Annotated in this window: 12 protein-coding genes and 1 tRNA gene; 6 read left to right on the top strand and 7 right to left on the bottom strand. The window is 70.5% G+C overall.

Going from position 1 to position 18,301, the window contains the following annotated elements; translation table 11 throughout:
* Positions 1–5: 5 nt before the first annotated feature.
* The 4 genes from DP939_RS11470 to DP939_RS11455 are packed head-to-tail and all read left to right on the top strand — an operon-like array spanning position 6 to position 4,044.
* The gene (locus DP939_RS11470) at positions 6–1,181 is read left to right on the top strand and encodes a branched-chain amino acid ABC transporter permease (protein ID WP_113980593.1); all 1,176 of its coding nucleotides are present in this window, start codon (positions 6–8) and stop codon (positions 1,179–1,181) included.
* Between the two features lie 13 nt (positions 1,182–1,194).
* Positions 1,195–2,184 (top strand): branched-chain amino acid ABC transporter permease, encoded by a 990-nt coding sequence (locus DP939_RS11465; protein WP_113980592.1) that lies wholly within the window; start codon positions 1,195–1,197, stop codon positions 2,182–2,184.
* A complete protein-coding gene (locus tag DP939_RS11460; RefSeq protein WP_113980591.1) occupies positions 2,174–3,226 on the top strand; it encodes an ABC transporter ATP-binding protein in 1,053 nt (350 codons plus the stop codon). The genes DP939_RS11465 and DP939_RS11460 overlap by 11 nt, the downstream gene beginning before the upstream one ends.
* Positions 3,223–4,044: an ABC transporter ATP-binding protein gene (locus DP939_RS11455; RefSeq protein WP_113980590.1), complete on the top strand. Its 822-nt coding sequence runs from the start codon at positions 3,223–3,225 to the stop codon at positions 4,042–4,044. Before DP939_RS11460 ends, DP939_RS11455 begins: the two co-directional genes overlap by 4 nt.
* Positions 4,045–4,353: 309 nt before the next feature.
* Here DP939_RS11455 and DP939_RS11450 read toward each other — a convergent pair whose 3' ends face one another.
* Complete coding sequence (locus DP939_RS11450; RefSeq protein ID WP_113980589.1) at positions 4,354–5,643, bottom strand: ABC transporter substrate-binding protein; 1,290 nt, start codon at positions 5,641–5,643, stop codon at positions 4,354–4,356.
* Between the two features lie 416 nt (positions 5,644–6,059).
* Here DP939_RS11450 and DP939_RS11445 point away from each other — a divergent pair, with 416 nt between their 5' ends.
* A complete protein-coding gene (locus tag DP939_RS11445) occupies positions 6,060–6,950 on the top strand; it encodes a hypothetical protein (RefSeq protein ID WP_113980588.1) in 891 nt (296 codons plus the stop codon).
* 30 nt (positions 6,951–6,980) lie between these two features.
* On the opposite strand, the gene DP939_RS11440 is transcribed toward DP939_RS11445, so the two are convergent.
* Complete coding sequence (locus DP939_RS11440; protein ID WP_225878167.1) at positions 6,981–7,577, bottom strand: ANTAR domain-containing response regulator; 597 nt, start codon at positions 7,575–7,577, stop codon at positions 6,981–6,983.
* A gap of 110 nt (positions 7,578–7,687) precedes the next feature.
* Between DP939_RS11440 and DP939_RS11435 the strand changes: the two genes are divergently transcribed.
* Positions 7,688–7,771 (top strand) — tRNA-Leu (locus DP939_RS11435).
* 116 nt (positions 7,772–7,887) lie between these two features.
* Here DP939_RS11435 and pyk read toward each other — a convergent pair.
* The 5 genes from pyk to gltB all read right to left on the bottom strand — a co-directional run bounded on the left by pyk (position 7,888) and on the right by gltB (position 18,172).
* Positions 7,888–9,318, bottom strand: a complete 1,431-nt coding sequence (gene pyk / locus DP939_RS11430) for a pyruvate kinase (protein WP_113980586.1) — start codon at positions 9,316–9,318, stop codon at positions 7,888–7,890.
* A 72-nt stretch (positions 9,319–9,390) separates the two neighbouring features.
* Positions 9,391–9,801 (bottom strand): DUF2784 domain-containing protein, encoded by a 411-nt coding sequence (locus DP939_RS11425; RefSeq protein ID WP_113980585.1) that lies wholly within the window; start codon positions 9,799–9,801, stop codon positions 9,391–9,393.
* A 71-nt stretch (positions 9,802–9,872) separates the two neighbouring features.
* Positions 9,873–11,579, bottom strand: a complete 1,707-nt coding sequence (locus DP939_RS11420; RefSeq protein WP_113980584.1) for a S8 family peptidase — start codon at positions 11,577–11,579, stop codon at positions 9,873–9,875.
* Between the two features lie 586 nt (positions 11,580–12,165).
* On the bottom strand, positions 12,166–13,650 hold the full coding sequence (locus tag DP939_RS11415) for a glutamate synthase subunit beta (RefSeq protein ID WP_113980583.1): 1,485 nt from the start codon (positions 13,648–13,650) through the stop codon (positions 12,166–12,168).
* Positions 13,651–13,663: 13 nt separating this feature from the next.
* Positions 13,664–18,172, bottom strand: coding sequence for a glutamate synthase large subunit (gene gltB / locus DP939_RS11410; protein WP_113980582.1), 4,509 nt, complete (start codon positions 18,170–18,172; stop codon positions 13,664–13,666).
* Positions 18,173–18,301 lie beyond the last annotated feature (129 nt).

Raw genomic sequence — 18,301 nt, 5'->3', positions numbered from 1 at the left:
AGCCAGTGAACGGTGTGAAGATCAGTGTCGTAGACGAGGGCGGGGCCGCCGTCGGCGACGACACCACCGATGCCAAGGGCGAATGGGCGATCCCCGTTCCCAAGGCAGGCACCTACAAGGTCACCCTGGACCAGAAGACGCTCCCGCAGGGAGTGGCGCTGAAGTTCAAGGACAGAGCCACCCTCACGGTACAGGTCTATGAGGGCAACCAGCGAAACGTCCTGTTCGCCATCGCGGCGGGCGGAGGCGGCGGCCAGGGCGACGCCCAGACGACCGCGCCGCCGAGCGAGTCGGCCCAGTACTGGACCCGCGTGGCGCAACTCGGCTTCGAGGGGCTGAGCCTCGGCCTGGTCATCGCGCTCGGCGCGGTGGGCCTGTCGCTCATCTTCGGCACGACCGGACTCACCAACTTCGCGCACGGGGAACTGCTCACCCTCGGCGCGTTCGCCGCGTTCGTGTTCAACACCGCCATGGGGCTGCACCTGCTGATCGCCGCCCCGCTGGCCGTGGCCGTCGCGGCGGTCTTCGGATACGCGCAGGACCGCTGGTTCTGGGGCATCCTGCGCAGGCGCAAGACCGGGATCATCTCGATGATGATCGTGTCGATCGGCCTGGCCATGTTCCTGCGGTACACGCTGCTGTTCTTCTTCGGCGGCCAGGGCAGGTCCTACGGCCAGTACGTCGCCCAGCAGGGCATGCAGATCGGCCCGATCTCCGCCACGCCCAAGAGCCTGGTCGCGATGGCCATCGAGATCGCCGTGCTGATCCTCATCGGCCTGGCGCTGCTCTACACGCGCATCGGCAAGGCCACCCGCGCGGTCGCCGACAACCCGGCGCTCGCCGCGTCCTCGGGCATCAACGTCGACCGGGTCGTGCGGATCGTGTGGGCGGCGGGCACCGCCACCGCCGCGCTGGCCGGCATCCTGCTCGGCACCACCCAGAACCTCGGCTACCAGATGGGCCTGCAGGTCCTGTTGCTGATGTTCGCCGGGGTCACGCTCGGCGGGCTCGGCACCGCCTTCGGCGCCCTGGTCGGGTCCCTGATCGTGGGGGTGTTCATCCAGGTCTCCACTTTGTGGATCCCACCGGAGATGAAGACGGTGGGCGCGCTGGTGGTCCTCATCATCGTGCTACTCATCCGGCCGCAGGGCATCCTCGGCCGCCGCGAGCGGATCGGTTAGGGGGACCGCGGACATGGACTGGACTCTCATCATCAGCCGCGCCGCGGAGGCCGGCATCGGCACCGAGACCGTGATCTACGCGCTCGCCGCGATCGGTCTCAACGTGCACTTCGGCTACACCGGCCTGCTGAACTTCGGCCAGGCCGCCTTCCTCGCGGTCGGCGCCTACGCGATCGCCGTCACCGTCTCGACCTTCGGCCTGCCGTTCTTCCTCGGCGTGGCGATCGGCCTGGCCCTGGCGATCGTGCTGGCCCTGCTGCTGGGCATACCCACCCTGCGGCTACGGGCGGACTACCTGGCCATCGTCACCATCGCCGCGGCCGAGATCGTCCGCCTGGTGGTGCGCGCGGTGGCCCTGCGCGACACCTTCGGCGGCACGGACGGCCTGCAGGGGTTCTCCGACTCGTTCTACTCGCTCAACCCCTACCCCGCCGGGCAGTACGAACTCGGCTCGATCATCGGCTTCGACCACCGCACGATGTGGGTGCTCACCGTCGGCTGGCTGCTGGTCGCGATCTCCTGCTTCCTGATCTACCTGCTCATGAAGAGCCCCTGGGGCCGGGTGCTGAAGGCCATCCGCGAGGACGAGGACGCCGTTCGCAGCCTCGGCAAGAACGTGTTCTCCTACAAGATGCAGTCGCTGATGATCGGCGGCGTGATCGGCTCGCTGGCGGGCTTCATCTTCGCCCTCAGCCGCGCCGCGGTGCAGCCGGACCTGTTCAGCACGGAGCTGACCTTCTACGCGTACACGGTCCTCATCCTCGGCGGCGCCGCCCGCATCCTCGGACCCGTGGTGGGCGCGGCCATCTTCTGGGCCCTGCTCGTCCTGATCACGACCGGGCTGGAGGAGGCCGTCCGCGCGGGCGTCATCACCTTCATCACCACCAACCAGGTCGGCGCGATCAGGTTCATGCTGGTCGGCCTGGGACTGATGCTCCTGCTCATCTTCCGGCCGCAGGGCATCTTCGGCGACAAGAGGGAGATCGCACTCGATGCACGCTGACGAAGCCGCCGCAGGCCGTTCGCCCGAGGCCGCGGGGCACACTCCGCAGCCCGCCACGGACGGCAGTCGCAAGGCGCAGGCCACCGCCGTCTTCGCCGGACTGGCAACCGAGCCGGGCGTGGCCAAGCCCGACCCCATCCTGGTCGCCGACAAGGTGGTGCGCCGCTTCGGCGGCCTTACCGCGGTGGACGTCGAGCACGTCGAGATCCAGCGCGGTTCGATCACCGCGCTGATCGGCCCGAACGGCGCCGGCAAGACCACCTTCTTCAACCAGCTCACCGGCTTCGACACCGCTGACGCCGGGCACTGGACCTTCAACGGCCGCAAGATCAACGGCCTGGCCGCGCACAAGATCGCGCGGATCGGGATGGTCCGCACCTTCCAGCTCACCAAGGCCCTGTCCAAGCTGACGGTCCTGGAGAACATGCGCCTGGGCGCCCAGAAGCAGGTCGGCGAGAGCTTCCTGCGGGCGCTGATCCCGAGCCTGTGGCGCGGCCAGGAGGACGAGATCACCGAGCGGGCCGAGGAACTGCTCACGCGGTTCAAGCTGGACGCCAAGCGCGGCGACTTCGCCGGCAGCCTGTCCGGCGGCCAGCGCAAGCTGCTGGAGATGGCCCGGGCGCTGATGGTCGGCCCCGAGCTGGTGATGCTCGACGAGCCGATGGCGGGGGTCAACCCGGCCCTCACCCAGTCCCTGCTCGGGCACGTCAAGGATCTGCGCGAGCAGGGCATGACCGTGCTGTTCGTCGAGCACGACATGGACATGGTCCGCGACATCAGCGACTGGGTGATCGTCATGGCCCAGGGCCAGGTGATCGCCGAGGGCCCGCCCGGCACGATCATGTCGGACACCCGCGTGGTGGACGCCTACCTCGGCGCGCACCACGACACGCCCCTGTCGGCAGAGGAGGAGGAGCGGCAGCTCGCCGAGGCCGAAGCCGAACTGGAGACCGAGGCCGCCAAGGAGCCCGCCCCCGACTCCACGGACTCCCCCGGCTCTCCGGGGACCGACGCGACCGCTCAGGAAGGAGCAGGCCGGTGACCGAGCCCAACGGCCAGCCGCTCACCCGGGCCCAGGAGGCCCAAGACACCTCCGCGGCCGCCGTCACCGACCGTTCGGCGCACGTCGCGGCGGCGAAGGACGCGGTGCTGCGCTGCGACGAGCTGTACGCCGGATACGTGCCCGGCGTGAACATCCTCAATGGGTGCGACCTCTACGTCGGCGAGGGCGAGCTGATCGGCATCATCGGCCCGAACGGCGCGGGCAAGTCCACCCTGCTCAAGTCGATGTTCGGGCTGGTGGACGTCCGTCAGGGCACGGTGACCCTGAAGGGTGAGAACATCACCCGGCTCAAGGCGCACGCGCTGGTGGCGCGCGGGGTGGGCTACGTCCCGCAGACCAACAACGTCTTCCCCAGCCTCAGCATCGAGGAGAACCTTCAGATGGGCGCGTTCCAGGCGCCCAGGAAGTTCAAGGAGCGCTTCGAGTTCGTCGCCGAGCTGTTCCCTGCGCTGAAGGAGCGCCGCAAGCAGCGCGCCGGATCGCTGTCCGGCGGCGAGCGGCAGATGGTCGCCATGGCCCGGGCCCTGATGACCGAACCCTCCGTGCTGCTGCTCGACGAGCCCTCCGCGGGCCTGTCGCCCAAGCTGCAGGACCAGGTGTTCATCCGCGCGCAGCAGATCAACCGGGCGGGCGTCACGGTGATCATGGTGGAGCAGAACGCCCGCCGCTGCCTGCAGATCTGCGACCGCGGCTACGTGCTCGACCAGGGCCGCAACGCCTACACCGCCACCGGCAAGCAACTGATCAACGACCCGAAGGTGATCGAGCTGTACCTGGGCACGCTCGCCAAGGCCTGATCCCGCACCGGCGACGGCCCCGGCCCCCGCGAGGGCCGGGGCCGTTCGCATGCGCCTGCGCGGGGCTGAGCGCGCCGTGGAGCGCCCATCGAGGCGGGATCGACACTTATTCCCATAGCGGTGGTGACGGCCGGGAGCGTGGCGCTGAGGCGCCCCGTTCCCCGGGGAGGCGCTGGCGCGATCCATGGCGAAGGGCCCCGGCCTGGAGCGGCCGGGGCCCTTCGGTGAAGCGGCTTTCTGCGGGGAGATCAGCCGGATCCGAGCGGGCTCAGGGCCGCCGCCTCCCCAGGTTGCGAACGCCGGGCGGGATCAGCCCTCGACCTTGCCCGTGCGGAAGTCGACGTTCTTGTGCGTGTTGCTGTCGTCGTACTGGTAGACGCCGATGGTGGCCTCGGTCGGGTCACCCGCGTCGCTGAACTCGATCGGGCCGCTGACACCGTTGTAGTCGACGTCCTTGCCCGCCTTGATCAGGTCGGCGCACGCCTTGAAGTTGTCGCACTTCTCGCCGCCCTTGCTGACCTCGGGGAGCTTGGCGGCGACCGCGGCGCCCTCGTCGCTCTTGGCGGCCTCGGCGGCCAGCGCGATCAGGATCGCGGCGTCGTAGGACTCGGGACCGTAGTTGAAGTCCTTCAGGTCCGGGTTGATCTTCAGCAGCTTGTTCTTCAGGTCGTCCTTGACCTCCGCGCCGGGCTGGGTGCCCTTGACACCCTTCAGGGTGCCCTTCGGGAAGTCCTCGGAGTAGTTCTGGAGGTTGCCGTCGACGAAGTAGAGCTTGACCTTGTCGGGGCCGATGCCCTGCTTGATCAGCTCAGGGATGATCTTCTTGCTCTCCTCGAACGAGATCAGCGCCAGCGCCTTGGGGTTCTTGGCCTTGATCTTGGCGACGTCGGCGGAGAAGTCGGCCGCGGCCGGGTCGTAGGCGATCTTGTCGGTGACCTCGCCACCGCCGCCCGTGACGGCCTTCTCCACCTGGTCGGCCAGGCCGGTGCCGTAGGAGTCCTGGCGGTTGAGGATCGCGACGGCGTCGCTGCCGTCAGCGATGATCAGGTCGCCGAGGACCCGGCCCTGCAGCACGTCGGAGGGCGCGGTACGGAAGTACAGGCCCTTGTCGTTGTAGGTCGTGAACTCGGGCGAGGTGTTGGCGGGCGAGAAGTGGATCACACCCGCGTTCACGATCTTGTCGATCACCGTGAACGACACACCGGACGACGCCGCGCCGATGATGGCGTCGGCCTTCTGCTGGATCATCTTGTCGACGGACTGCGAGGCGATGTCGGTCTTCGCGTCACCGGAGTCCGTGTGGATCTTGGCCACCGACTTGCCGAGGACGCCGCCCGCGGCGTTGATCTCCTCGATGGCCAGGTCCACGCCGGCGAACTCCGGCGGTCCGAGGTACGCCAGGTCACCGGTCTGCGGTAGCAGGGTCCCGATGGTGAGCGTGCCGTCACCCTTGGCCTGCGCCGCGGACGTTGATGGCGCCGAGGACGCAGAGTCGGTCGGCGCGGCAGCGTTGTTGCCGCCACCGCCGCAGGCCGTCAGGGCGAGACTCGCGGCCGCAGCGACGGCCAGCACGCGCCCGACGGGGGCAATGCGGATCATGAAGCATCTCCTTCATCCAGGCCGGGATATGTCAGCGCCGCCGACCCGTCCCGATCGAATGACGGAAACGTATAAAACCGCGCACCCCGCAAGCCATAGATCCGCCGGAACTGAGGGCACTTGGATGCGGAGTCGTAATCACTCCTCAACTTACCGGCGGTCGGATCGGCATTACCGGCGTGACGTGTAACAACATGGGACACCGCGGCGTCATCGTCTCACATGCCGGTTACCTTGTCTCGTATACCGGAAGTAAAAGCGATCTACCCGGACATGGTCCGGCGATCCGGCGGGCGGCGCGGCGGGCGCGGCATCTGTCGGAAGACACACCTGGGAGGACTATTGACGCCCTATAACGCGTTTGAATGCCAACTACCGGGTTTTGTAATCCGGGGCGGCGGGCTAAGGTGCCGATCGTGATCGGCCCCGCCGTACCCCGCCCGCGTCACCGGCGCGGCCCCCTCACGAAGGCCGCGGCGCTCGCGCTCACCTGCGCGGTGACGGCCTGCGCCGGGCCTGCCGCGGCCCCCGAGCCCGCGCCGCCGGTGCCGCCGGGGCTCACGGTCTCGCTGCGGCAGATGCGCGTCGACGAGCTCAAGCACGTCCTGTCCGTCGCCGTCGGCAACCCCGGCCCCGCGCCCGTCCACATCGAGCGGATCCAGCTCATCGCCCCGCCGCTGGCCACGCTGCCGCCCGAGCCGGTGGACACCCGGATCGGGACCACTCCCCGGGTGGATCTGCGCATCCCCTACGGCGCGCCCCGCTGCACCGGCGACGCGCCGCCCACGCCCGGCCCCGCCCACGTGCTCGCCTGGATCGAACAGGCGGGCGGCACCCGCCAGGTCCGCCTGCCGCTCCCCCACCCCGACCCGCTGGTGACCCGCCTGGTCGGCCTGGAGTGCGGCGCGCAGGCCGTGCGCGCGGCCGCGGACGTACGGCTCGGCGCCCGCTGGACCCGGCGGGGCGACGCGCTGGCCGGCGACGTCGTGATGCGGCGTAAGACGCCCGGCGTCACCGTGACGCTGCACGACGTCGGCGGCAGCGTGATCTTCGGGCTGTCGCCGGCCGGGCCGGCGAAAAAGCCGCTCGCCGTACTGGGCCCGGACCGGGACGAGCTGACGGTGCCGGTGCGCTTCACCGCGCCGAACTGCTCGGCCCACGCCATGGCCGACGCCAAGAAGCCCTACACGTTCCCGTTCTGGGCGGGCCTTCCCGGCCTCGAACGGCGCTACCTGGAGTTCGAGGTCACGCCGGACCTGCGGCGGTCGCTGGACCGGCTGCTGCGGGAGACCTGCACGGACCGCTGAACGGGCCTCCCGCCCCGAGGAAGCGCGCCTTCAGGACTCGGGCGGCGGCCCGGCCGCCGCCTCGTCCACCACGACCTGCGCGACCTGCCGCATGCTCAACCGGCGGTCCATGGACGCCTTCTGGATCCACCGGAACGCCTGCGGCTCGGTCCAGCCGTGCCGGGCCATCAGCAGGCCCTTGGCCCGCTCGACCAGCTTGCGCGTCTCCAGCCGGTCCGACAGCGTGCCGACCTCGCGCTCCAGGGCCTTGATCTCGTCGTGCCTGCTGACCGCCATCTCGATCGCGGGCACCAGGTCGGACTTGGTGAACGGCTTGACCAGATAGGCCATCGCCCCGGCGTCGCGCGCCCGTTCCACCAGGTCGCGCTGGGAGAAGGCGGTCAGGATCAGGCAGGGCGCCACCCGCTCGGAGACGATCCGCTCCGCGGCCGAGATCCCGTCCAGGACGGGCATCTTCACATCCAGGATCACCAGATCCGGGCGCAGCTCCAGGGCGAGCTTGACCGCGGTCTCCCCATCGCCCGCCTCCCCGACGACGGCATAGCCGTCCTCTTCCAGCATCTCCTTGAGATCGAGGCGGATCAGGGCCTCGTCCTCCGCGATCACTACTCGCCGCTGCGTACTCACGACCAGAAGGGTACCGACGTCCGGTACGCTAGTACCACGCTGACGGGCGCTAGCCGATCGACTTCGACCGGTCAGAGGTCTCTGTCAAACCGGGACAAGTTCATAGTTTAGCCGGAATGGCGGAATAGGCATACGCGAACGCCTCAAAAGCGTTTGTCCGCGAGGGCATGTGGGTTCGAGTCCCACTTCCGGCACCCCTGATCGATCGGCGCGCTCGCGCCCTCCCCCGCCCTTTGCCCAAGGCTGAATGCCGCGTTCTCCGGCACGTGCGAACGGCGGGCACGCCCCGCCGTCCGCGCCCGGCGCCGGGCTAGCTCGGGTGGGAGACCGCCGAGCCGATGGTGTGCACGCGCAGGGCGTTGGTGGAGCCGTGCGTGCCGGGAGGGGAGCCCGCGACGATCACGACCTTGTCGCCCTTCTCGCAGCGGCCCAGGCTGAGCAGCGACGACTCGACCTGCCTGACCATGTCGTCGGTGTGGTGCACGAACGGCACGTGGAAGGTCTCCACGCCCCAGGTCAGGGAGAGCTGGCCGCGTACCTGCGTGGCCGAGGTGAAGGCCACCAGCGGAATGGGCGAGCGATAGCGGGCCAGCCGGCGGGCGGTCTCGCCGGACATCGTGAAGGCCACCAGGACCTTGGCCCCGACGATGGCCCCGACCTCGGCCGCGGCCCGCGCGATGGCGCCACCGGTGGTCTCCGGCATGCGGTCCAGCGTGTGGGTGGCGTACAGGACGGCGCGCTCGGCCGCGCAGGCGATGCGGTCCATCGTCTGGACGGCCTCGATCGGGTAGGTGCCGACCGACGTCTCGCCGGAGAGCATGACCGCGTCGGCGCCGTCCATCACCGCGTTGGCGACGTCGGACGCCTCGGCGCGGGTGGGCCGCGGGGAGTGCATCATCGAGTCGAGCATCTGGGTGGCCACGATGACCGGCCTGGCCTTCTCCCGGCACAGCTCGATGGCCCGCTTCTGCACGATCGGCACGTCTTCCAGCGGCAGCTCCACGCCGAGGTCGCCCCGGGCGACCATGATGCCGTCGAACGCCTCGACGACCTCCGGCAGCCGCTCCACCGCCTGCGGCTTCTCGATCTTGGCGAGCAGCGGGAGGCGGACCGCCTCCTGCTCCATGATGTTGCGGACGACGTCGGCGTCGGAGGGGCGCCTGACGAAGGACAGGGCGATCATGTCGAAGCCGGTGCGCAGCGCCCAGCGCAGGTCGGCCTCGTCCTTGTCGGTGAGGGCGGGCGCGCTGACGTTGACGCCCGGCAGGTTGAGGCCCTTGTTGTCGGAGATCATGCCGCCGACGACCACGCGGGTGGTGACGCGCGGGCCGTCGACCCTGGTCACCTCCAGCACCACGCGGCCGTCGTCGACCAGGACGGTGTCACCGGCCTTGACGTCGTTGGGCAGCCCGGCGTAGGTGGTGGAGACCTGCTCGCGGTCGCCGGGGACCTTCTCGGTGGTGATCGCGAACACGTCACCGAAGCCGAGGCGGACGGGACCTTCCTCGAAGGTGCCGACGCGGATCTTCGGACCCTGCAGGTCGGCCAGCAGGCCGACGCCCCGGCCGAGGTCGGCGGCCGCCTCGCGCACCCTGTCGTAGATCTCCTTGTGCAGCTCATGGGTGCCGTGGCTGAGGTTGAACCGCGCTACGTCCATCCCGGAGGCGACGAGCTCACGGATGCGCTCGGGGGAGGAGGTTGCGGGGCCGAGGGTACAGACGATCTTTGCGCGACGAGTCACACGACTACTTTATTGGTACAGACCACTTGCTGATGACATCCACGTTGACCGGGCGGGAGAACCTGGTGAAGGTCACGCCGACGTCAGGCCCTCTGAGCTGGCCCGTTCCACCGGCCTCCGGCGCCCGCCCCGCCACTTGGACAGAGTTCCGTACCCGATCCAGGAGACCAGCACGAGGGCGGCGACGATCCAGCGCACCAGCGTGGTGTACTCCTCCGGGTAGATGATCCCCTCGATGTAGTGGTCGATGAACCCGTTCGGGCCGAGCCCGGCGAGCCCGGCGTTGGTCCTGCCCCAGTTCTCCAGGGCGGTCAGCGGGCACTCCACGCCCGTGGTGATGGAGATCAGTCCCCAGGCCGCGACCGCGGCGTGCGCCCACATGCTCCGCGGCAGCCACCAGGCCAGGAACCCGCCGAGCGCCATGTACGCGAGGAAGAGGAAGTGGACGACCATCGCGCCGTCTCCGACCAGCCGATATCCCATGTATCCGACGTTAGGCGGGCGGCCGGGGACCGGCAATCCGCGTCCCTACTCAACCGCCCCGAGCCGGGTACTCAGGGGCGGATGGTGGCGGCCTTGGCGGCGTCGACCAGCCCGTGGCCGTAGAAGCCGTTGCGCGAGCGGTCGCCCTCACAGGTGTGGGTGCCGTCCACGTACCGCTGGCCGCGCGGCATCGGGCAGGCGATCGGCGTGGCGGTCTCGTACAGCAGGGCCTTGACCTTGCCGGGGTCCATGCCGAACGCGCCGCCCGCCGCCTTGCCGCCCTCGGTCCCCTTGGCCCCGTTCGCGCTCCCGCCGAACCGGCTGATCAGGATGGCGGCCACGCCGGTGGCGTGCGGGGCGGCCATCGAGGTGCCCTGGAGGTACTGGTAGTAGGCGCAGGTGGCGCCGCGGCAGTCGCGTACGACCGCGGGGCTCTTGGGGGCGCCGTCCGGGCCGATCAGGCCGCGCTCGCGTAGCGCCCGCTCGGGCGCGGCGGCCAGGATGGTCTTGGTGACGTCGCCGCTCCCCGTGTCGCCGCCGGGCGCGGTGAGGTCGGTCTGCTCGATGCCGTAGTCGGAGTAGGCGGCCTTGGCCTTGTCCGGGCCGACCGCGGAGACCGAGATGACGCCCTTGGACTCGGCCGGGACGTTCAGGCAGGTGTTGTCGATCCGCCGGGTGCGCTCGGCCCCTGAAGGGTGGTCGGGGCTGGTGGTGTCCACCTTGGGGCGGCCGAGGTCGGTGGCGCCGTTGCCGATGGCGCTGATCAGCGTGACGCCCTTGCCGCGGGCGTAGTCCAGGGCGCGCTGCATGCCGGTGATGATGCCGCGCTGCTCCAGCTGCTCGGCCTTGGAGTCGGCGGGGTTGTCGGTGCAGTTGAACAGCCAGGGGTCGATGTAGTAGCTCATGTTGACCACGTCGATGCCGGCGTCGGCGGCGTAGGTCAGGGCGTCCAGGCTGGGCTTGAGGAAGAACAGCCCGGAGTCCTGGCCGGCGCGGATGTTGACCACGGTCACGTTGGGCGCGACGCCCGCGACGCCGAGGCCGTTGATGGGCGAGGCGATGGTACTGGCGACGTGGGTGCCGTGGCCGTCGTCGTCCACGTCCACGGGGTCCTTGCAGCCGGCGTGCTCGCAGGGGCCGTCCAGCTCCTGGCCCTTGGGGTCCTTGGGCTGGTCGGTGACGAAGTTGCGGCTGAGCCCGCGGTCGAAGTTGGGCGCGATGTCGGGGTGCGAGCCGTCCACGCCGGTGTCGATCACCCCGACCAGGACCCGCTTGTCGCCGGGCGCGGCGGCGTAGGACTTGGCGGCGGTCGCGCCGATCATCTTCATGTCCCACTGCCGGTCGGCGAGCGGTTCCGCGCCGGCGGCGAGGGCGGTGCCGAGGTCGGCGTGACCGGCGAGGTCCTTGTCGACGCGGGGTACGGCGAGCGTGCCCGCCGCCCGGGTGGCCGTCCCGATCCGCCGGTTGGCGGATACGCCGACGATGGCGTCACTGTGCGCCAGGTTCCGGACGAACGCGGTCCCCGGACCGTCGGCGACGAGGTACCCGAGCCGTGGATCGGCCTCACCCGGCCGGAGCGTGCCCCCCGCCTCCCGCACGGCCCGCTCGGCCGCCGCCCGCCCGCCTTCGGCATAGAAGACCAGGTGAGCCCGGCGCGCCTGGGCCCCCTCCTGCGTACCTGCGGGCACCGCCCCGGCCCCGGCGATGGCCGGCGCCATCGCACATGTCACGGCGAGCGCGGCCACAGCGCGGGCCAGGCGATCGTTCCCCCGTCTCATCAACCCTCCCGCTGTGCCGGCTCTCCCCCAGCATTCTGTCCAGGGATCCAACCCTAGACTCTGCTACTTCACCCTCCTGGCATCTTTTGACTGACTTTTCGCGATTTGTACGGCACCAACGGACGGGCCCCGCCGTACCCACGAACCAAAAGGGATCAGAAAGATCATGCACGCCGCCCCCACGCAGGGGCCGGACGTGCGTAATCACCGGTGTGTCGGGATGTCGGAGGTATCACGCCGCCCGGCACCGTACGCCCGGTACGGCCCCCGTCAGACCGGCGGATCCGGCTTTCGGCGGGCTCGCGAAGGGCAACGCCGTACGCCTGACGCGTCCACGTCGAATCAACAGACCAGCCGTCGGCGAGATCACGACAGGCGACACCTGCGCCCCGTTCGCCCCCTTGAACCGGCGGACCAGCCGCCCGGGGGACCTCAACGGGCAGCGCCATCCGCCCGGCACGGCCCCGTCAGATCAACGGACCGACGGGACCGCGGCGGGCCGTGACGTACGCCCATGCGGCCCCCTCGGACCGGCGGACCGGCGGACGAGGGGGCCCTGAGTGCCTGGTACTGGTATGGGGCCCGGTCAGACCAGGGGGCGGGCTGTCGGGGGGATCGGGGTGGGGAGGGCGGTGCGGCCGGTGAGGTAGTGGTCGGTGGCGGCGGCGGCGGAGCGGCCCTCGGCGATGGCCCAGACGATGAGGGACTGGCCGCGGCCCATGTCGCCCGCCACGAAGACGCCGTCCAGCGGCGACATGTAGGAGGCGTCGCGGGCCACGTTGCCGCGGGCGTCGAAGAAGGACTCGGCGTCGCCGGACTGTCCGGCGAGGTCGGCGAGCAGGCCGCCGTGTTCCGGGCCCACGAAGCCCATCGCCAGCGTGACCAGCTCGGCCGGGATCTCCCGCTCGGTGCCGGGGATCGGCCGGAACCCGCTGCCCGGGCCCTCCACCTCGACCAGGCGCAGCGCCCTGACCCGTCCTTCGGCGTCGCCGGCGAACTCGGTCGTGGACACCGCGTACACCCGGTCGCCGCCCTGGCCGGCCAGTTCCTCGTGGGCGCTCTCCATCTTGAACAGCGTCGGGAAGGTCGGCCACGGCTGAGCGCCCGGCCGCGACTCCGGCGGACGCGGCATGATCTCAAGCTGGGTGATCGAGGCCGCGCCCTGGCGCAGGGCCGTGCCGATGCAGTCGGCGCCGGTGTCGCCACCGCCGATCACCACCACGTGCTTGCCCTCCGCCGAGATCGGCGGGGCCGCGTAGTCGCCCTCCTGCACCCGGTTGGCGAGCGGAAGGTACTCCATCGCCTGGTGGATGCCCGCGAGTTCGCGGCCGGGCACCGGCAGGTCGCGCCAGGCGGTCGCGCCGCCCGCGAGCACCACCGCGTCGAACCGCTCGCGCAGTTCGGCGGCGGTGATGTCCACGCCGACGTTGACGCCGGTGCGGAACTCGGTGCCCTCGGCCCGCATCTGGGCGATCCGCCGTTCGATGTGCCGCTTTTCCATCTTGAACTCGGGGATGCCGTACCGCAGCAGCCCGCCGATCCGGTCGGCCCGCTCGAACACCACGACGTCGTGGCCCGCGCGGGTGAGCTGCTGGGCGGCGGCGAGCCCGGCGGGGCCGGAACCGACCACCGCGACCCGCTTGCCGGTCCTGGTCTGCGGCGGCTGCGGGACGACCCAGCCCTCGGCGAACGCCCGGTCGATGATCTCCACCTCGACCCGCTTGATCGCGACCGGGTCGGAGTTGATCCCCAGCACGCACGCCGCCTCGCACGGGGCGGGGCACAGCCTCCCGGTGAACTCCGGGAAGTTGTTGGTGGCGTGCAGCCGTTCGATCGCGTCGCGCCAGTCGTCGCGGTAGACGAGGTCGTTCCACTCCGGGATCAGGTTGCCCAGCGGGCAGCCGTTGTGGCAGAACGGGATGCCGCAGTCCATGCACCGCGCGGCCTGCCTGGCCAGCGCGGACCGCGGGAAGTCGGTGTAGACCTCCCGCCAGTCGCGGATGCGCACGTCCACGGGCCGGCGCGCCGGCAGCTCGCGCGGGTGCGTGAGGAACCCCTTGGGGTCGGCCATCGTCGAACCTCCCTTATCCGTGCGCGGCGGCCATGACCGCCTCGTCGATGTCGCGCCCTTCGGCCTCGGCGGCGGCCCGCGCGGCGAGCACCCGCTTGTAGTCCCGGGGCATGATCTTGCCGAACCGGCTCGCCGCCGCCTCCCAGCCGGCGAGCAGCTCCTTGGCGACCGTGGAGCCGGTCTCGGCCAGGTGCCGCTCGACGATCTCGCGCAGGAACTCGGCGTCGGCCTCGTCCAGCGACTCGATCTCGACCATCTCGCGGTTGACCCGCGCGGTCTCAAGGTCGAGCACGTACGCGATGCCGCCCGACATCCCGGCCGCGAGGTTGCGCCCGGTGGGCCCGAGGATGACGGCCCGGCCGCCGGTCATGTACTCACAACCGTGGTCGCCGACGCCCTCCACCACCGCGGTGGCGCCGGAGTTGCGGACGCAGAACCGCTCGCCGACGATCCCGCGGACGAACACCTCGCCGGAGGTGGCCCCGTACAGGCCGACGTTCCCGGCGATGACCTGGGTCTCGGCGGCGAACTGCGCGTCCGGGTGCGGCCGGACGACGAGCCGGCCACCGGACAGGCCCTTGCCCAGGTAGTCGTTGGCGTCGCCGGTCAGGCGCAGGGTGATCCCCCTGGGCACGAACGCCCCGAAGGAGTTGCCCGCGCTGCCGGTGAACGACACGTCGATGGTGTCGTCGGGCAGGCCGGACCCGCCGTACCGCTTGGTGACCTCGTGGCCGAGCATGGTGCCGACCGTGCGGTTGACGTTGCGGATCGGCAGTTGCAGGGTGACCGGTTCACCCAGGTTAAGCGCGCCCTCGGCGAGCTGGATGAGCGTGTTGTCCAGTGCCCGGTCCAGGCCGTGGTCCTGGAACTCGGTACGGCGCAGCGACGCGCTCGCCGGCAGCTCCGGCCGGTACAGGATCGGCGACAGGTCCAGCCCGGACGCCTTCCAGTGGTCCACCGCCGCCCGGGTGTCCAGCAGCTCGCTGTGCCCGATGGCCTCCTCCAGCGACCGGAACCCCAGCTCGGCCAGCAGCTCGCGGACCTCCTCGGCGATGAACTCGAAGAAGTTGACCACGAACTCCGGCTTGCCGGAGAACCGCTTGCGCAGTTCGGGGTTCTGGGTGGCCACGCCGACCGGGCAGGTGTCCAGGTGGCAGACGCGCATCATCACGCAGCCCGAGACCACCAGCGGCGCGGTGGCGAAGCCGTACTCCTCGGCGCCCAGCAGCGCCGCCACCACGACGTCGCGGCCGGTCTTGAGCTGGCCGTCCACCTGCACCACGATCCGGTCGCGCAGGCCGTTGAGCAGCAGGGTCTGCTGGGTCTCGGCCAGGCCCAGCTCCCACGGCGCGCCCGCGTGCTTGATGCTGGTCTGCGGCGAGGCGCCGGTGCCGCCGTCGTGCCCGGAGATGAGCACCACATCGGCGTGCGCCTTGGACACCCCCGCCGCGACCGTGCCGACCCCGACCTCGGCCACCAGCTTCACATGGACGCGGGAGGCCGGGTTGGCGTTCTTCAGGTCGTGGATGAGCTGGGCGAGGTCCTCGATGGAGTAGATGTCGTGGTGCGGCGGCGGCGAGATCAGGCCGACGCCGGGCGTGGAGTGGCGGGTGCGGGCGATCCACGGGTAGACCTTGTGGCCGGGGAGCTGGCCGCCCTCGCCGGGCTTGGCGCCCTGGGCCATCTTGATCTGCAGGTCGGTCGCGTTGACCAGGTACTCGCTGGTCACGCCGAACCGGCCGCTGGCCACCTGCTTGATCGCGCTGCGCCGTTCGGCGTCGTAGAGCCGTTCGGGGTCCTCGCCGCCCTCGCCGGTGTTGGACTTGCCGCCCAGCCGGTTCATCGCGATGGCCAGCGTCTCGTGGGCCTCCCTGGAGATCGACCCGTAGGACATGGCTCCGGTGGAGAACCGCTTGACGATCTCGGAGGCCGGCTCGACCTCCTCGATCGGCACCGGGGTGCGCCCGCGCAGCTTGAACATGCCGCGCAGGGTCATCAGCCGCTCGGACTGGGAGTCCACCAGGCCGGTGTACTCCTTGAATATCTCGTAGCGGCGGGTGCGGGTGGCGTGCTGGAGCTTGAAGACGGTGTCGGGGTTGAACAGGTGCGGCTCGCCCTCGCGCCGCCACTGGTACTCCCCGCCGACCGCGAGGCGGCGGTGCGCGTTCTCCACCCGGGGGTATGCGTGCGCGTGCCGTTCGGCGACCTCGCGGGCGAGTACGTCGAAGCCGACGCCGCCCAGGCGGGAGGTGGTCCCGGCGAAGCAGGCGTCGACGACCTCCTGGCCCAGGCCGAGCGCCTCGAAGATCTGCGCGCCGGTGTAGGAGGCGACGGTGGAGACCCCCATCTTGGACATGACCTTCAGCACGCCCTTGCCGTACGCCTTGATCAGGTTGCGCACGGCCTTGCGCGGGTCGAGGTCGAGCACGCCGGTGGCGATCATGTCCTCGACGGTCTCGATGGCCAGGTAGGGGTTGACCGCCGAGGCGCCGTAGCCGATCAGCAGCGCCATGTGGTGGCACTCCCTGGCCTCGGCGGTCTCGATCACCAGGCCGGCCCGGGTGCGGCTCTTCTCCCTGATCAGGTGGTGATGTACCGCTCCAGTGAGCATCAGTGCCGGGATCGGCGCCATGGTGGCGGAGGAGCCGCGGTCGGACAGCACGATGATCCGCGCGCCGCCCGCGATGGCCCGCGACACCTCGGCGCGGATCTCCTCAAGCCGGGCGAGCAGCGCCTCGCCGCCGCCCGCCACCTCGTACAGGCCGGATACTACGTGCGGCTGGAAGCCGGGCAGCGCGCCCTCGTCGTTGATGTGGATGATCTTCGCGAGCTCGTCGTTGTCGATCACCGGGTACGGCAGCACCAGCCGCCGGCAGGAGGCGGGACCGGGCTCCAGCAGGTTGCCCTCGGGCCCGATGGTGGACTGCAGCGAGGTGACCAGTTCCTCGCGGATGGCGTCCAGCGGCGGGTTGGTGACCTGCGCGAAGAGCTGGCTGAAGTAGTCGAACAGCAGCCTGGGCCGCTCGCTCAGCACCGCCACCGGCGTGTCGGTGCCCATCGACCCCAGCGGCTCGCCGCCGGTCCTGGCCATCGGGGCCAGGATGACCCGCAGTTCCTCCTCGGTGTACCCGAACGTCTGCTGCCGCTTGACCAGCGCCTCGTGGGTGGGGATCTGCCGCTCGCGGGCGGGCAGCTCCTCGAACCGGACCAGCCCGGCGTGCAGCCACTCCCCGTACGGCAGGGCGGCGGCCAGCTCCGCCTTGATCTCGTCGTCCTCGATGATCTTGCCACGGGCGGTGTCGATCAGGAACATCCGGCCCGGCTGCAGGCGGCCCTTGCGGACCACGTCCTCGGCCGGGATGTCCAGTACGCCCGCCTCGGAGGCGAGCACGACCAGGCCGTCCGCGGTGACCCAGAACCGGCCCGGACGCAGGCCGTTGCGGTCCAGTACGGCGCCGACCAGGGTGCCGTCGGAGAAGGTGATCGACGCGGGGCCGTCCCACGCCTCCATCAGCGTGGAGTGGAACTCATAGAACGCCCGCCGCGCGGGGTCCATCTCGGTGTGGTTCTCCCACGCCTCGGGGATCATCATCAGCACCGCGTGCGGCAGGCTGCGCCCGCCCAGGTGCAGCAGTTCCAGGCACTCGTCGAAGGAGGCGGTGTCGGAGGCGTCGGGGTCGCAGATCGGGAAGAGCTGCGCCATGTCGCCGGGGATCAGGCCGGTGGCGAGCATCGCCTCACGGGCCCGCATCCAGTTGCGGTTGCCCTTGACGGTGTTGATCTCGCCGTTGTGCGCGACGTACCGGTAGGGGTGCGCCAGCGGCCAGGAGGGGAAGGTGTTGGTGGAGAAGCGCGAGTGGACCAGCGCGATGGCCGACTCGAAGCGCTCGTCGGAGAGGTCGGGGAAGAAGGGTTCGAGCTGCGGGGTCGTCAGCATGCCCTTGTAGACGATGGTCCGCGAGCCGAGCGAGGGGAAGTAGACGTCCACCTCGTGCTCGGCGCGCTTGCGCAGGCGGAAGACCAGGCGGTCCAGGTCGAGCCCGCGCTCACCGCCGGGGGAGGCGACGAAGAGCTGCCGGAAGAACGGCATGACCGCGCGGGCGGAGGGTCCGGCGTTGGTCACATCGACGGGCAGGTCGCGCCAGCCGAGTACGGTGAGCCCTTCCTCGGCGGCGATCTCCTCGATCATCTGCACGGCGATCGCCCTGGCCTCCCCGTCGGAGGGCAGGAAGGCGGTGCCGGCCGCGTAGGCCCCGGCCGCGGGCAGCGGGAAGCCGGTGACCACGCGCAGGAAGGTGTCGGGTATCTGGGTGAGTATGCCGGCGCCGTCACCGGTGTCCGGCTCGCTCCCCTTGGCCCCCCGGTGATCGAGATTGCAGAGCGCGGTCAGCGCCTTGGCGACGATGTCGTGGCTGCGCCGGCCTGCCACGTCGGCGACCATGGCGACACCACAGGAGTCGTGCTCGGTGGCGGGGTGGTACAGGCCCTGGGGCTCGGGGAACCCGAGGCGGGCAGCAGGCATTGAATCCCTCCCGTCGTCTTCGTCTGCTGGTTGCTACAGGCGAGGGACGACGTTGGCCCTGCTGCGGTGTGGGTAGAGGTTACCGTACCCTGCCGGAATAGTGCCCATCAGGTCGGCATCACGAACATC

This window comes from Spongiactinospora rosea (genome assembly GCF_003315795.1).
GTDB classification, from domain to species: domain Bacteria; phylum Actinomycetota; class Actinomycetes; order Streptosporangiales; family Streptosporangiaceae; genus Spongiactinospora; species Spongiactinospora rosea.
This window is presented reverse-complemented; position numbering and strand designations above follow the sequence as displayed.